The organism is uncultured Lutibacter sp. (assembly GCF_947493565.1).
In the GTDB taxonomy this organism is placed as follows: Bacteria; Bacteroidota; Bacteroidia; order Flavobacteriales; family Flavobacteriaceae; genus Lutibacter; species Lutibacter aestuarii.
This window is the reverse complement of record NZ_CANLRG010000015.1, coordinates 1-16,054: the sequence shown is the minus strand read 5'-3', so window position 1 is coordinate 16,054 and position 16,054 is coordinate 1. Positions and strand designations below refer to the sequence as shown.

Annotated in this window: 11 protein-coding genes and 1 pseudogene; 1 reads left to right on the top strand and 11 read right to left on the bottom strand. The window is 30.7% G+C overall.

Annotation, left to right across the window (positions count from 1 at the left end; genetic code table 11):
- Positions 1-95: 95 nt before the first annotated feature.
- The 5 genes and pseudogenes from nagB to Q0714_RS14005 form a co-directional block, all read right to left on the bottom strand.
- Positions 96-2,024, bottom strand: a pseudogene (nagB, locus tag Q0714_RS14025) (glucosamine-6-phosphate deaminase); the annotation flags it as partial.
- A 41-nt stretch (positions 2,025-2,065) separates the two neighbouring features.
- Positions 2,066-3,400 (bottom strand): sugar MFS transporter, encoded by a 1,335-nt coding sequence (locus Q0714_RS14020; protein ID WP_298266160.1) that lies wholly within the window; start codon positions 3,398-3,400, stop codon positions 2,066-2,068.
- Positions 3,400-3,681 (bottom strand): GDP-mannose 4,6-dehydratase, encoded by a 282-nt coding sequence (locus tag Q0714_RS14015; protein ID WP_298266159.1) that lies wholly within the window; start codon positions 3,679-3,681, stop codon positions 3,400-3,402. Before Q0714_RS14015 ends, Q0714_RS14020 begins: the two co-directional genes overlap by 1 nt.
- A complete protein-coding gene (locus Q0714_RS14010) occupies positions 3,678-4,766 on the bottom strand; it encodes an aminoglycoside phosphotransferase family protein (protein WP_298266157.1) in 1,089 nt (362 codons plus the stop codon). Before Q0714_RS14010 ends, Q0714_RS14015 begins: the two co-directional genes overlap by 4 nt.
- Before the next feature lies 1 nt (position 4,767).
- Complete coding sequence (locus tag Q0714_RS14005; protein WP_298266155.1) at positions 4,768-5,676, bottom strand: sugar phosphate nucleotidyltransferase; 909 nt, start codon at positions 5,674-5,676, stop codon at positions 4,768-4,770.
- Between the two features lie 188 nt (positions 5,677-5,864).
- Here Q0714_RS14005 and Q0714_RS14000 point away from each other — a divergent pair, with 188 nt between their 5' ends.
- The gene (locus tag Q0714_RS14000) at positions 5,865-6,899 is read left to right on the top strand and encodes a substrate-binding domain-containing protein (RefSeq protein ID WP_298266153.1); all 1,035 of its coding nucleotides are present in this window, start codon (positions 5,865-5,867) and stop codon (positions 6,897-6,899) included.
- A 7-nt stretch (positions 6,900-6,906) separates the two neighbouring features.
- On the opposite strand, the gene Q0714_RS13995 is transcribed toward Q0714_RS14000, so the two are convergent.
- The 6 genes from Q0714_RS13995 to Q0714_RS13970 all read right to left on the bottom strand — a co-directional run bounded on the left by Q0714_RS13995 (position 6,907) and on the right by Q0714_RS13970 (position 15,789).
- The gene (locus tag Q0714_RS13995) at positions 6,907-7,548 is read right to left on the bottom strand and encodes a carbohydrate-binding family 9-like protein (RefSeq protein ID WP_298266151.1); all 642 of its coding nucleotides are present in this window, start codon (positions 7,546-7,548) and stop codon (positions 6,907-6,909) included.
- Between the two features lie 52 nt (positions 7,549-7,600).
- Positions 7,601-8,551: an NAD-dependent epimerase/dehydratase family protein gene (locus Q0714_RS13990; RefSeq protein WP_298266149.1), complete on the bottom strand. Its 951-nt coding sequence runs from the start codon at positions 8,549-8,551 to the stop codon at positions 7,601-7,603.
- A 99-nt stretch (positions 8,552-8,650) separates the two neighbouring features.
- Positions 8,651-10,411, bottom strand: a complete 1,761-nt coding sequence (locus Q0714_RS13985) for a DUF3472 domain-containing protein (RefSeq protein WP_298266147.1) — start codon at positions 10,409-10,411, stop codon at positions 8,651-8,653.
- Between the two features lie 175 nt (positions 10,412-10,586).
- Positions 10,587-11,144, bottom strand: a complete 558-nt coding sequence (locus Q0714_RS13980; RefSeq protein WP_298266145.1) for a discoidin domain-containing protein — start codon at positions 11,142-11,144, stop codon at positions 10,587-10,589.
- Between the two features lie 53 nt (positions 11,145-11,197).
- Positions 11,198-12,853, bottom strand: coding sequence for a RagB/SusD family nutrient uptake outer membrane protein (locus Q0714_RS13975; protein ID WP_298266143.1), 1,656 nt, complete (start codon positions 12,851-12,853; stop codon positions 11,198-11,200).
- Positions 12,854-12,870: 17 nt separating this feature from the next.
- Entirely contained in the window at positions 12,871-15,789 is a 2,919-nt protein-coding gene (locus tag Q0714_RS13970) for a TonB-dependent receptor (RefSeq protein ID WP_298266141.1), read from the bottom strand.
- Positions 15,790-16,054: the final 265 nt, after the last annotated feature.

The following is a 16,054-nucleotide window of genomic DNA, read 5'->3' as shown; positions in this document are numbered from 1 at the left end:
GGGTGTTAAATTTGTAGAAACTTCTCCTCCAATGGTACCTCGTATTCCCGATATTGATTTTATAAGTGTCATAGATTATAGTTCAAAGTAATTGATTAATATTTCCATCTTACAAAAGCTTCCATAGCTGCATAACTAGCCATTCCTAATTGGTCATAAATTTCAGCTGTTTCTCTATTTCTATCTTCTGCACGTTGCCAAAACTCTCTAGAGTCAGTTCCTTGAAATACCACTCCATCTTTTTGAGATTGGTGTTTAAAAATTCCAAATCTTTTTTCTAAAACTTGATCTGGACTTAATGGTACTGCCATTTCAATTTCATCAACACCCCATTCTTGCCAAGCTCCTCTATACAACCACAACCAGCAATCATCCATGAATTTTTCTGATTTCAGTCTTTTTACAGCTTCAAAAATTGTATCTAAACAAACTTTATGAGTTCCATGTGGGTCTGCCAAATCACCCGCTGCATAGATTTGATGTGGTTTAATTTGAGAAATTAAATCCATGGTAATTTTAACATCTTCTTCTCCCATAGGTTTTTTCTCAATGGCTCCTGTTTCATAGAATGGAAGTTCCATAAAATGAATTTGGCTATCTGGTAGCCCCACGTAATGTGCTGTTGATCTTGCTTCACCTTTACGAATCAATCCTTTGATATATCTTACTTCTGGGATGTCTATTTCACTTGCCTTTTTATTCTCTAAAAATTTAATTGCTTTTTGATAAATTTTTCCCGCATCAGGACTTTGAATTCCAAATTTCTCATTATAGTCACAAACAAAACTTGCAAATCTAAGTGCCTCACTATCTGCTACTGCAATATTTCCTGAGGTTTGATAAGCAACATGAACTTCATGACCTTGTTGCTGAAGTCGAATAAAAGTTCCACCCATACTTATAATATCATCATCTGGATGTGGACTAAAAATCAAAACTCTCTTTTTAGCTGGTTCAGCTCTTTCAGGTCTTTTACTATCATCTGCATTTGGTTTTCCTCCTGGCCAACCTGTAATGGTGTTTTGAAGTTTATTAAAAATTTCAATATTTATGTCATAAGCAGGTCCTGAATCGGCTAATAAATCACTCATTCCATTTTCTATATAATCTGCATCCGTTAACATTAAAATTGGTTTTTTCAAATGCATTGCCAACCCTAATACCGCCTTACGAACCATTTTATCTGTCCAAATAATTTTTTCAACTAACCAAGGCGTGTTTATTCTTGTAAGTTTAGAAGAAGCTTCTTTGTCTAAAACAAAAACTGCATTGTTATGTTCTTGTAAAAAAGAAGCCGGTACCTGATTGGTTACTTGCCCTTCAACTGAAGCTCTAATGATATTGGATTTACCCTCTCCCCAAGCCAATAAAATAACTCTTTTTGCTTCCATAATTTTTTTTACACCCAAAGTAATAGCGGTTCTTGGAGTATTATTTAATCCTGAAAAGTCTTTGCTTGCGGCTACTCTGGTAATATGGTCAAGTGCTACTAAACGAGTTTTTGAATTTTGTAATGACCCTGATTCATTAAAACCAATATGTCCATTTCCACCAATACCTAATATTTGTAGATCGATTCCACCTAAAGCTTCAATTTTTGCTTCGTAATTTGCACAGTAAGCAGCAATTTCGTCTTTAGATAAAGTTCCATCAGGAATGTTATAATTTTCAGGAATCATATCAACATGATCAAATAATAATTCCTTCATAAAACGAACATAACTATTTACAGAATCTGGTTCCATAGGATAGTATTCATCTAAATTAAAAGTAATCACATTTTTGAAACTTAGACCTTCCTCTTTATGCAAACGCACTAATTCTGCATACAATCCTTTTGGTGATGAACCTGTAGCCAAACCTAAAATACATGGCTGTTTTTGACTTTGCTTTACCTTAATAAGGTTTGCAATTTCTTTGGCTACTTCTTTTGAAGCTTTTTTTGAATTTTCAAAAATAACAGTATCAACATTTTCAAATCTTTTCTCAAAATCTGTTGCTTTATCTAAATTACTTTTCATTTTTTTATCTTTTGATTTCTTTAATTTCTACTTTTTTGATTTTTTTAGTTCTTTTTGAACCAACTCTTATATTTATGCCCCCAAATTGCAAAAAACAATATAATGGCATAGCAAGGTATTAAAATCCAATAACTACTTGTTGCAGCTGTTGACAACGCTTCAGCTTCTTTAATTCCATTTGCTATTAATTCGTGTTTATTTGAATCCACTAATTTACCGTATAATGGTGGAATAATAGCTCCACCAGAAATAGCCATAATTAAAAGTGCTGATGCAGTTTTGGTATGTTTTCCTAAGCCTTCTAATGTTAAAGGCCAAACCGCAGGCCAAACCAATGCATTTGCAACCCCTAAAGCTGCTACAAATAAAATTGATGTAAAACCTGTTGTTAGTAAAATACAACTACTAAATATAATTCCTAATAAAGCACTTAATTTTAATGCTGTGCCTTGTTTTATATACTTTGGAATTAAAAATACACCTAAAGCATAAGTAGCAACCATTGCCATTAATGTAAAGGTGGTAAAGAATTTTGCATCTTCAGCAGAAAAACCTAGAGAAATTCCGTAGGCAATAATGGTATCTCCAGCTATTACCTCTGCTCCAACATATACAAATAAGGTTAATACGCCTAACCACAAATGTGGAAACTGAAAAATATTCTTTTTTGTTTTTTCACCTTCTGAAGAATCTTCTACTACAGCAGCTTCTACATGTGGTAATGGCGCTTTTCTAATTAAAACTCCTAAGATAAACAAAACTATAGCCATAGTTATATATGGTGTAAAAACACTATTAGCCATGTTATCTAATAACTGACTTTTTTCTTCAACTGAAACAGTTCCTAATTTATCTTTTACATCATCAATACCTGATAATAATAAGGCACCAAAAATTAATGATCCTAATGCCCCAGCTACTTTATTGGCAATTCCCATAATAGCTATACGTCTTGCTCCACTTTCAATAGGACCTAAAATTGTAATATAAGGATTTGCAGCTGTTTGTAACAAAGTCATTCCAACTCCTTGAATAAAAATACCTGATAAAAATACCCAATAGGTTCTAGCTTCTGCTGCTGGAATAAATACTAAAGCTCCAATACCCATAATAATTAAACCCAAAGACATTCCCTTTCTATATCCTATTTTGTTTAAAATATAAGAAGCCGGTAATGCCATAACTACAAAAGAGATATAGGAGGCTGAAGCCACCAAATACGATTGAGCATCTGTTAATTCATTAATAGTTTTCATAAATGGAATTAAAGCTCCATTAATCCAAGTAACAAATCCAAAAATAAAGAATAGCCCCGCTATTATTATAATCGGAATCAAGGTGTTTTGATGCTCTTTTTTTACGTTTGATATTTGTGCCATTAGTATATTTTTTTGGTTTGATTAATTAATTCTTTATGGTAAAAATTGATGGTTTCTTCTAAAGCTTGATCTATTGAATATTCTGGTTTAAAACCTAATTTATTGAATTTTGAAGGGTCAGCTTTCGAATGTTTAATATCACCCAAACGCTCATCTAAAAACAAATTTTCAAATCCAGTTCTTAAGTTATCCAAAACAATTACTTCATGACCTTCATTTGACAACTGCTCTGCAATATGACTTCCAATAAACCCTGCACCTCCTGTAATTACATATTTCATAATTTATTAATTTTGACTTCGGTTTCTGTAAATTGTTTTTCAAAACTTTCAATAAGTTTTAACTGATTTTTTGCACGGTCAAAATTATGCTCTGGATATGCTACTTTGTAGTAAATATTTCCATTTAAATAATCTGTTAAAAAACGAATAGCCATTATAAAAATCATTGTTTTAGCAGCCAATGGAAGGTATTTTATTTCAGTTGGAGTTAGTGCAGACTCTACTTCTTCTAAAAAACCTTTGGTATATGCCTTATATAAATCTAAATTAAAACTAACCAGTTCTAAGTTTTTTTCATCTTCAGAAGCGGTATTACATATGGTTCTTATGGCATCTCCAAAATCATAGTGAACTACGCCAGGCATCACCGTATCAGTATCAATTACACAAAGTCCTTTGTTATTTTTATCGAAAAGTGCATTTGAAATTTTAGTATCGTTGTGAGTAACTCTTAATTGAATTTCACCAGATTCTTTCAAACGCTGAATAATATGCATCTCCTCTTTTAAGTGATGCACTTTTTCGATAAGATCTTTTGCTTTTGTCAACCTTTCTTTTGTAGCTACTTTTAACGATTCTTCAAATTGGGAGAATCGAAAAGACATGTCATGAAATTTTGGAATTACCTCTGTTAATTTACTGGCATCAAAGTCGCTTGTTAAATTTAAAAAACGTCCAAATAATTTTCCTCCTTCATAGGCAACTTCCTCATTTTTAACCGTTTCAAAAGTAACACTATCCTCAATAAAAACCATTAAATTCCAATAATTACCGTTGATATCATTATAATAATAATCTCCATTTTTAGCAGGCACAAATGATAAAACACGACGTTTCAATTCATTTTTAGGTAAGTGTTTTAATTTAGTTAATAAATGCTTGCTTACATTTACTTTGTTGGTTACTAAACCTGAAACGTCTTTAAAAACTAAATGATTGATGCGTTGAAGTACAAATTTTGAATCACCCGATGTTTCTATTAAATAGGTGTCATTGATATGGCCAGAAACCAATTCTTTGTGATTTAAAAAATTAGTTGAATGATTAAATTGATTGAATACTTTTTTTAAATGTTCTAATTCCATATTACCAAAGTTTTGATGGGTAAATGTTGTTCTTTTTTAATTTTTCAATTTCGTTTTGTACTAACTCTTTATCTTCTTTATAAGTTACCCCAAACCATTTTGCATTAGATGTTAGCACTTTAACTGAAGCTATTCCTGACTTTAAAATTTCATTAACCACTAATGGAATAAAAAACTCAGATTTTAAATCGTTTTTATTTTCTTCTAAAAATTCTTCAAAAAGCTGACTTCCAAACTCAAAACACTTTGGTGTAAATCCCCAAAAATTCATTGAAACCACAGCATTTTCATCTATAGGGACATACACTCCATTTTCATCTTTTCTTATAATATTTCCATTTATTTTTTCAATATGAGTTTGTTCAGTAACATCTGTTAAATAACCTTTAGCATCAACTTTACACTCACCTCTAGAAACATATCCATAATCTGAGACTGTATTTTTTAACAAATATCCCATCATATTGAAATTATAGGAATTTGAATCAATTTCTTTTAAGGATTTTGCCATAATTTCAAATGCTTCTTTACCATAAAAATCATCGGCATTGATAATGGCAAAATTTTCATTAACAACATCTTTAGCCATTAATAAAGCATGACCTGTTCCCCAAGGTTTTTCTCTATTTGGATTTACATATTTTTTTGGAACATATTCAACTTCTTGAAAAACGTAAGCTACTTCAGCTTTACCTTCTAATTTTTTATTAAATACTTCTTTAAATTCTGCTTCAATATTTTTACGAATAATAAAAACAAACTTCCCAAATCCGGCTTCAAGAGCATCGAAAATTGAGAAGTCCATGATTGTATCTCCTTCGTCTGTAAAAGTATCTAATTGTTTTAGGCCTCCATAACGACTTCCAATACCAGCCGCTAAAATTACAAGAGTAGGCTTTATATCACTCATTTTATGTTATTTAAATTTATCATATCCCTTAAAATCTTATATTCTTTCTCTTGTTTTTTGATGCTAAAGTACGCATGAAAAACCATATTACAAAGGAATTTAATCAAAAATGTGTTCGAACACATTTTTTAATGTTATCGAACACATAAATTACTTATTTAAACTCGATTTTACTATATTTGTATTTGATGAATAAAAAATATACGATTAAAGATATTGCTGAAATTGCAGGAGTATCTAAAGGAACTGTTGATAGAGTTTTACATAAAAGAGGAAAAGTATCCAAAACAGCACTTGAAAAAGTTAATACTGTATTGGACAGAATTGATTACAGACCCAATTTAATTGCTAGAAATTTAAAAAACACTAAAATTTTTAATATTTGTGTTTTATTACCCGATCCAAAAATTGACATTTATTGGGAAGGTTGTATTGATGGAATAAACGATGCTATTGAAGAATTTATTTCATTTAACATTGCTGTTAAAACCTATTTTTTTAATCCAACAAATACCAACTCATTTATAGAAAACAATGAAGAAATTTTAAAAACTTCTCCAGATGCCGTTTTAATAGCACCCCTATTTTATAAAGAAGCTGTTGAAATAGTTAAAAACTACAACGCTTTAGGAATTATTTCTGTAACATTCAACAATTACCTTAAATCTAACGTCATTAAAAGCTTTGTAGGTCAAGATTTATTTCAAAGTGGAAAAGTTGCAGGAAGACTCTTAGAAATTCTTGTAAAAAAAGGGTTAATTGCTATTTTACATATTGATGAAGACTATGAAAATGCGATATATGTACAAGAAAAAGAAAAAGGATTTAGAGCCTATTTTAATCAAGTAAACAACACTAATTATACTATAAAAACTTGCAGTTTACAGCACCCAAATTTTAAGCGTTCATTTTATGAATTTATAGAAGCTCACCCAAATCTTGCAGGAATTTTTGTAACTACATCTAAAGCTTTTCAGGTAGCTGAAATTACTTCTAAACTAGATAAGAAAATTGCTTTGGTTGGTTACGATTTACTAAAAAGTAATTTAAATTATTTAAAGAGTTTTGACATTGATTTTTTAATACACCAAAACCCTAAAAGACAAGCTTATTTAGGGGTTGTACACCTTATTGAATATTTTATTTTTGACAAAGAAATTCCTACAAAAAAATTACTACCCATTGATATTATTAATTCTGAAAATGCGAACAATTACATTTAATAATTTGCTATTCTTTCAATAAATTTAAAACTCCAAATGAAGTTGGTGTATGAAAATCCGGTTCCTTAGTATTAGGATTTACCCAAGTAATCCAAATAGGTTCAAAATCTGATTGTTCATTCTTTGTATACTTTGCTCTAAAAATGCCTGTTTCTATTTGGTTATTCTTTATTAAATTAAATTTTTGAAGTGATTCTATACTAATTGCTATTTCAACGCTAAATTTAGAATCTAAAATTTCAGATTTCACTTTTATAGCTTCTTGCGGCCAATTCCAATCAAAATTAAATTCTCTATTTGGGTAAGCCATAAAATCCATTATTCTTGGTGTTGGATCAATTTCTAAACAATAATAAGGGTTTAAAGAAGCATCTGATCTAAAAAAAAGTTCCACTCTATCTGAGTTTGCTATGCTATCAACACTATCATCTTTTGTATTTATATGAATATCATTATCAAAAACTGTAAAACAGAAAAAGATGTTTTTAGTATCCCAAAGAGCTTTAAATTCAATTTTTTTAGGAATTTCTTTATCCCAAGGTGAAATAAAGTCTGTCAATACCTCAGCTTTATTCCAAGGTATTGAATTTTTAGTATTGGTTAAATTATAAACACCTTTTTCTATTAATTTTACATTATAACTTTTCATATTTCTACTTTCCTGCAAATATAAAATAGTTTTAAAAAATCACTTATTCTACTTAAATAAAACAATTTTCTTTTTCATATTTTTCTTTTAAATGAAGTATCATATCTTCAGCCATTGTTTCCAAGTTATATTTAGGCGCCCAATTCCAATCTTGCTTTGCGTTATTATCATCAATACTCATAGGCCAAGACTCAGCAATTTGCTGTCTAAAATCTGGTTTATAAGATACCTTAAAAGTAGAATATGTTTTTTGAATAACTTTTGTTAATTGCTTAGGATTAAAACTCATTCCTGCAATATTATAAGAAGTTCTAACTTTTATATTGTTTTTAGGTGCTTCCATTAGCTCAATTGTTGCTCTAATGGCGTCATCCATATAAATCATTGGCAATGTTGTTTCAGGACTTAAAAAGCATTCAAAATTCACATTATTCACCGCTTTATGAAAAATATCAACTGCATAATCTGTGGTTCCTCCTCCTGGCAAAGATTGATGCCCTATTACACCTGGATACCTAATTGAACGAACATCTAATCCATATTTATCAAAATAATATTTTGCCCAATTTTCTCCTGCAACTTTACTAATACCATAAACAGTAGAAGGTGTTAAGTTGGGTGATTGTGGAGTATTAATTCTTTCAATATTATTTCCAAATACAGCAATTGAACTAGGGAAAAATACTTTTTCTACTTGATGTAGTCTAGCAACTTCTAAAACATTAAAAAAAGTTTTCATATTAATATCCCAAGTATTTAACGGATATTTTTCACCATTAGCTGATAGTATAGCTGCTAAATGATAAATTTGAGTAATCTTATATTTTAATACTATTTTTTTTAGTGCATTAAAATCTGTTACATCTAAAATTTCAAACTGATGGTTATTGGCTGAATTTAAGTCGGATGCAATAATATTCTCTTCTCCATATTTTTCTGCCAATTTTTTAGTTAAAACGGTTCCTAATTGACCGTTAGCTCCTGTTACTAATATTTTACTCATTACTATAAAAGTTCATAGTTTTATGTTAGGTATAAAATAAAAGCCTTTAAATAACTATTTATAAAGGCTTTTAAAAATTAACTCAAACAATTATTATGCTTAAAAATTATAAGGTTTTATCTCTGCTAAAGCAGCATTTTCAGTTCCATCATGAGAAGTTTTTGCCACAAACTTGAAATATCTAAAGGTTTTTGCTTCATTTAAATCAATATCATGTGCACTAGCTGACTTATTTATTACAAAATCACCTAAACTTTCCCAAGTAGCATTGTCTTCACTTATTTGTAATTCTACATCTTTTACGGCTCTTGATAGAGATTGTCTTTGGATAAACCTAAACCCATCAACTGTTTTAGATGCTCCCATATCAACAATAATATAATGTGGTGCTGTTGCAGTGCAACCAGACCAACAAGAATGCCAATAAGTATTTACATCATCATCTAAAATATCAGCAGCTAATCCTGTAGAGCCCTCACCTCCTTGATCTTCTTGTGTGCTATAGTCAATAACAGACCAATTTGTTCTATCTAAAAAGTTAGGTATAACTTCAACAGGAATTTCAGGAACTTCTAACTGTGAAAAATCAATAACAGGAGGTGTTCCATTTGAAGATCTTGAAAAGGAAGTATTCGGTGTTTCATTATCACTAAAAAAACCACAATTTCTTAAGAAAAAACTATCTCCTTCTGATCCCCCATCATAATCAAATCTTACACCACTTGCACCTGTATTATCTGTGGTAAAAGTTGCTGAAGTCATTTCATTCCAATTTCCATCCGTATCGTAAACCCATTGATTGGTATAATCTACTTTTCTAATATGATCTCCCATTGTGGTATCAAAATTCTCCAAAAAAGAATGTAGTCTAGTTAAGTGCGCTCCAGTTGGAAAAGGTCTTCTAAAACTTGCTATTAATTTCCAATCTCCAATTTCAGGAGCATAAAAATAAGCGGTATAATCTATTGAATTATCTGCATTTGATTCTCCTTTTAGCAAAAATTTATAGGTTGTACCAGGAGTCCAATTGTAAACAAAATAACTTTGAGCACCCGAACCTTCTCCTCCAAATTCACCAACGGTTACTCCATCTCCATAACCGAGTGGTTGTACTGTATATTCATCTGGAATTTGATTTGGATCTTGGGTGTCATAAGCACTCCAAACCGAAAATAGAATCCGTCTTTCTGTAGCTGAATTTACTTGCATTCCAAAGTACCCCGAAGAAAAGCCATTTGCCATAAAATAAGAACCTATAGGATCCATTCCTTCAGGAACAGTTAATTCGTTATAAAACCAAGTAATATTTTTATTTGCAGGTTCTTCAAAATTTAAATGTACAGACGGACCTCTTCTTCCCCAATAAAACCAATCTGGTTTTACATAATCAATATTTGAATTCCAAGTGGAATCACCTAATAAAATATCTGATATCTCCCCAAAAGAACTTCCTTCTTTTGAAAACCCTTCTAATTCAATATAATGATAACCAATTTTATCAATTTTAAATGAGCCTACAGAATGTTTAATAGCCGTATTTGAGGCTTCAAAATCTACTTGTTTAGTGTTTGTTCCTAATGATATTTTAAGCTTTGTGGCACCTGTGAATTTGGCTCTAATTCCTACTTCAATATCTCCTGTAGATGTTGCATAAAAATAAGTTCTAATTTTATCGTTTGAGTTTGTCCAATTCTTAATACCATTTGTACCTACAACATTACTAGTAGCTTCAGGATTGTTAACAACCCAACTATTGCCCTCACAAGGAATAGAAATTGTTAAATTATTAGTTGTAATTGGCGGATCAGGTTGTTCAATAATTGGTGTATCTTGATCATTTTTACTGCAAGATATATTCAAAAAAACAACACTATAAAAAAATATAAAATTTAAAAATATATTCATAGGTTTTTTCATTGCTAAATGGGTTTCTCTTTTATGTAGTTAAAGCTATTTTAAACTTTGATTGTATATTATGGATAATAAAAATCCAAAGCATTTTATTGCTTTGGATTTTAAAATTGAATTTAAATTTTTAAAAGTAAGGTGATAATTCTGCTAAAGCTGCATTGTCAGATCCATCAAAAACAGTTTTTACCATAAATTTAAAATATCTAAATGATTTAGTTTCTGGCAAAGCTAAATCTTGTTGATCCTTAACTTTTTCAAGTGTAAAATCACCTAAAGATTCCCAATTTACATTGTCATTACTTACTTGAATTTCACAAGTTTCAATATTTCTAGAAAGTGATTGTCTTTGTAATAAAAAGAAACCATTTACTTCAAACTCTTGTTGCATATCTACAACAATATAATGAGGAGGTGTTGGTGTACAACCAGCCCAGCAAGTATGCCAAAATGTATCTGCATTACCATCCAAGATATCTGCACATCTTCCAGTATCTCCTTCTCCTCCTTGATCTTCTTGACTACTATAATCTATAACTTCCCAACCTGCTCTATCTAATGGTACTGCTGGCAATTTATCTGGATCTGGAGTTACTACATCTAAAGAACAAGAAGCTACTATTAGTATAAAACATGTTAAAAAAGTAACTGTGGTTAATTTTTTAATTTTATTTAGTGTTTTCATTATTAAAATTTTATGTTATTAAAAGCCCTTTTCAGGGCTTTTTTATAATTTACTTAATCGTTTTGTATTAACCCAGGTTGCAAAATAATTTGTTTTTCAGGTAAATATTCAACTACTCTATTACTTGTAGCTGGTATTTCGTATAATGGATTTGCTCCCCATAAATGTCCTCCAGGATATCTTCTATCCATTGTTCTACCATTTCTAAATACATCAAATTTTCTATGCCCTTCAAATGCAAATTCTAATCTTCTTTCCTCTAAAACGATGTCTAAAACTGTTTTTCCTGACGGAATATTTGCTAAAGTATAAGAAGGAATTCCGGCTCTATTTCTAATGATATTTACTTCATCAAGAGCTTTTTGATCCATTCCTCTTTTAGCGAAAGATTCTGCTTTGTTTAAATACATTTCGGCTAATCTTGAAACTGCTGGAGACCATAAGTGTACATCATCTTCTTGCAAAGAAGCTTTCATAATAAACCATTTAGGGAAACCGTTACGTTTTGGCATTTCAAAACCTTTATCAACGTATTGCTTAACACTACCATTCATAAAATAATAAACTGTTTTACCATTCACTATTTCTTCTTCAACAGTATATGTTGTTCCATTTTGCTCAAAAGTTATTATACCTCCAACTTCTGTTGTTAACCTTGTTTGATATACATAAGAATTATCAACCCAAATAATCCAAGGTTTTCTATTTGCTGGATTTTCTTCAAGATATTGTGGCTGAATAAATGAATGTCTAGCATCATTTGCGTTTTGATTTAATAATTTCAAATACGAACTAGAAGCGTACATTTCACCCCAACCACTACCATCAATTGTTGCATATAATCCACCAACTGTATACCAATCATCATACTGACCAGGTAAATCTGCTCCTTGATTTAAAGTAATGCTAAATATTGCTTCAGAACTTTCTTGAGGGTTTAAATAATTCATTCTTTTATATTCTTCATTTGATAATAAATTATATCGTGAAGAATTCAATACTTTATCGGCATATAACTCTGCATTCTCATCATCTTCCATATATAAATATACTCTAGATAATAATGCTTGAGCTGCTTCTTTAGTTGCAAAAGTTGCTGTCTTATCTTCATTCATTAACATCTCAGCTTTTAATAAATCACTGATAACTTGCTCATAAACTTCACCTACTGTATGACGGTTAGGAATATCATTTACATCTGATGTTAATTTTAATGGAACTGATAAATTAGAAGTTCCTTGATTGTATGGACGTCCAAAAACGTTTCCCATTTGAAAATATACCAATGCTCTTAAGTAATAATTTTCACCTAAAAGTTGATCTAATGTTTCTGATTCACCTTCAGCTGCAGCTTCTATAATTACATTACAACCTACTACGACTTTATAAGAATCATTCCAAAAATCAGCAACTCTTCCATTAGTTGTAATAGCCCTATAATTATAAATAAAGTTTAAAGGATCTGAAGTACTACCACTTAAAGAAACATTATCTCCAGGGTATTCTGTTAATCTGTGTAGTTGGTCGTTCCAACCATCTAAACCGTTTTTACCTTTTAACAAGGCATAATTTCCTAAGGTAGCTGTTTGTAAAGCTCCTTCACTTTCAAAAAGCGTTGTTACCGCAATTTCGTCGTATGGATTCCTTTCTATATCACAAGAAAGGATCAATAATCCAATTATTGGAAGTAATACTATTAATTTTTTCATTTGTGTATGTTTTTAAATTAGAAAGAAAAGTTTAGTCCAAATACAAATCTCTTTGGTACTGGATAAGAAGTACTTGTTGAACCACTTAATCCACCTACTTCTGGATCCATTCCTGAATAATTAGTGAATGTTAATAAATTATCTCCTGAGATATACACTCTAGCATCACTTAATCTCAATTTATTCAGTATAGTTTCTGGAAGATTATAACCAAATGTTACATTTTTAAGTTTTAAATAACTTCTATCTTCAAGATATCTAGACGATGTTTTGTTTGAATTATTATTTCCACCATAAACAGCTCTTGGATGAGAAGCTTCATCTCCAGGGTTTTCCCATCGTGACCAACCATCAGCTAACACTTGTTGATTAAATGTTGGGTACAATCCATCTGAGTCATATAATGAACGTGAACTATTGTAAATTTCACCTCCACTAACGAAACTAAATTTTGCATTTAAAGAAAATCCTTTGTATTCCATATTAGATGAAAAACCTCCAATAAAATCTGGACTTCCATTACCTACTATTTGTTCAGTTGCTTCATTATAATTACTGGTATAAGAAATCTCACCAGTTTCGTCATCAACAACTTCCCATAAAGGGTCTCCATTTGCAGGATGAACACCTGCCCATTTACGCATATACCAAGAGTTCATATCTTCTCCTATTTTGAAAATTTTATCACCTCTAGGAATTTCAGTTTGCTCATCAAATAACTCTGTAACTTCATTTTTATTAATACCAATATTGAAACCAACATTCCAGCTAAAATCGTTATCTTTTAAAATATCTGCTGACAATACAGCTTCAAAACCTGTATTTTTAAGTCCACCTACATTTTCCCAATATCCATTGAATCCAGAAAGCGCTGGTAAATCAACATAATACAATAAGTCTGAAGTATTTTTATTGTAGTATTCTAATGTTGCACTAAATCTATCAAATATTCTTGTGTCAATTGCAATATTGGTTTCGTAAGATTTTTCCCAAGATAAATCTGGGTTTCCATATTGTGATAATGTTGCTGCTGGAACAGCATCATAATGTGTACTTGCTGAGTAGGTGCTTTGGTATGGGTATAATGAGCCTGGTCTGTTCCCTACAGAACCATAACTAGCTCTTAACTTTAATGAATTTACAACTTCACTTTTAAAGAAGTCTTCATTGTGAATATTCCACCCAGCTCCTAAAGCAAAAAATGTTCCATATTGATTATCAATACCAAAGTTTGAAGCACCATCTCTTCTTATTGATGCTTTAGCAAAATATTTATTTCCATAAGAATAATCTACATTTAAGAATCCAGATTGCAATGCATACTCATTTTTATATCCTGAAATAGATTTAGGCTCTGAAGTTACATTTAATATAGTACCACCACCAATTAATCCTATTCCTGTAGCTCCCATGTCTTCATAAACATAATCGTTGTATTCATACCCTGCTAAAGCAGTAATTGCATGGTCGTCAAACTCTTTAGTATACTTAAGCATTTGAGTTGTTAGTTTTGTAAATCTTCTTGATGAAGAATTATAAAGACTACCATTAGTAGCTTCACCTCCTGTTGAAAGTGGATCAGTATAAGAGAAACTATTTGAGTGATATAGTGTGAAGTTATTTGTTGAAATATAGGTTAAATCATCTAAAATTTTAAATTCAAAATCTCCATTGAAACTCATGTTAAAAACTTTACTAGTACCATAGTTCCACTGTAAATCATAATAATAGTTTGATTGATCTCTTCCTATCCAATCATTAGATTCTTGAGCTTTTACTGCGTTTCCTTCAGCATCAAAAGGTAAATCCCAAGGTAAGTTTGTATAGATTGCATATCTACTATGATCTGCGTTGTATCTTTCATCAAAACTAAAAGATACTTTTGGTTTTAAAGTTAGTCTGTCATTAACTTTATAATCTAAATTTAATCTAAAAGTATAACGTTCAAATTCAGAACCTTTAATAGTTCCTTCTTCATTAAAATAACCTCCAGCTAAATAAGTGCTCATTTTATCATTACTAGAAGTATAAGACATATTATAATCTTGAACTAAAGCAGACTGAGTTGCATTTCCAATCCAATCGTAATCTCTTTCTAACAAGTCTGGCGTATACCATTCTTGTACATTCCCCATTAGTGCATGGTAATCATACAATTGTTCGGAATTCATTACTTCAAAGTTTCCTGAAGTAAATTCATTGATTCCTACTTTTGATGTAAATGTTAATTTGCTAACACCTAATTTAGCTTTTTTAGTAGTTATAATAATTACACCGTTTGCACCACGTGAACCATATAATGATGTTGCTGAAGCATCTTTTAATACTGACATAGATTCAACATCATTTGGGTTAACTATAGGAGTTCCATGCTGAATTACACCATCTACTACCCAAAGTGGCTGTACATTTCCATTTAAAGAAGCCATCCCTCTAATTAAAATTGAAGGAGTAGATCCAGGTGAACCACCTGAAGCAGAAACTTGAACCCCTGCAACTTTACCTTGCAACATTGAAGAAGTATTTGATACAGTTAAATCTGATAATTCATCCGATTTAACCGTTGCTACAGAACTAGTAACCGCTTCCTTTTTTTGAGTTCCATATGCTACAACAACTACTTCATCTAAAACATTTTGATCAGCTTTAAGTTGAACATTAATAGTAGTTTTTCCTGCAACAGTAAACTCTTGAGGAACATAACCAACATACGTGATTAATAGTGTTTCATTTTCATCGACTATTATAGAGTAATTTCCATCAAAATCTGATATCACTCCTTTTGTAGATCCTTTTATACTAATACTTGCTCCTGGTAAGGGAGTTCCATCAGTAGCATCGGTAATAACACCGGAGACCGTTTTTTCTTGGGCATACAAGGTAAATGTAAAGCCAAGCATTAAAATCAAAAATACATTTGAAATTCTGTTTTTCATAAAACTTAGTTTGAGTTAATAATTAATTTTATATTCATTGAGTTAATTTAAATTTTATTTTTTATCTTATTGATTATCAATATTTTATATGTTTTTTTTAAAAGAGAGTACCGTAAAAGGATAAGTACTCTCTTTAGCAACATTAATTCAATATTAATAAACCCAAATTACATTAGTAGGTGTCTTTAATCCAGTTGTAAGGTTTTCTTTTGATCCAGTTTCCACGAGTAAAATCAGGGAAGTCTTGAGGTTCCCCATTATTTTC

Bases quoted from the DNA above. Each gene is read 5' to 3' on its own strand.
- Q0714_RS14005 (WP_298266155.1), bottom strand. From the start codon at position 5,676: ATGAGTGATATAAAGCCTACTCTTGTAATTTTAGCGGCTGGTATTGGA.
- Q0714_RS14015 (WP_298266159.1), bottom strand. From the start codon at position 3,681: ATGAAATATGTAATTACAGGAGGTGCAGGGTTTATTGGAAGTCATATT.
- Q0714_RS13990 (WP_298266149.1), bottom strand. From the start codon at position 8,551: ATGAGTAAAATATTAGTAACAGGAGCTAACGGTCAATTAGGAACCGTT.
- Q0714_RS14000 (WP_298266153.1), top strand. From the start codon at position 5,865: ATGAATAAAAAATATACGATTAAAGATATTGCTGAAATTGCAGGAGTA.
- Q0714_RS14010 (WP_298266157.1), bottom strand. From the start codon at position 4,766: ATGGAATTAGAACATTTAAAAAAAGTATTCAATCAATTTAATCATTCA.
- Q0714_RS13970 (WP_298266141.1), bottom strand. From the start codon at position 15,789: ATGAAAAACAGAATTTCAAATGTATTTTTGATTTTAATGCTTGGCTTT.
- Q0714_RS14020 (WP_298266160.1), bottom strand. From the start codon at position 3,400: ATGGCACAAATATCAAACGTAAAAAAAGAGCATCAAAACACCTTGATT.
- Q0714_RS13975 (WP_298266143.1), bottom strand. From the start codon at position 12,853: ATGAAAAAATTAATAGTATTACTTCCAATAATTGGATTATTGATCCTT.
- Q0714_RS13980 (WP_298266145.1), bottom strand. From the start codon at position 11,144: ATGAAAACACTAAATAAAATTAAAAAATTAACCACAGTTACTTTTTTA.
- Q0714_RS13995 (WP_298266151.1), bottom strand. From the start codon at position 7,548: ATGAAAAGTTATAATGTAAAATTAATAGAAAAAGGTGTTTATAATTTA.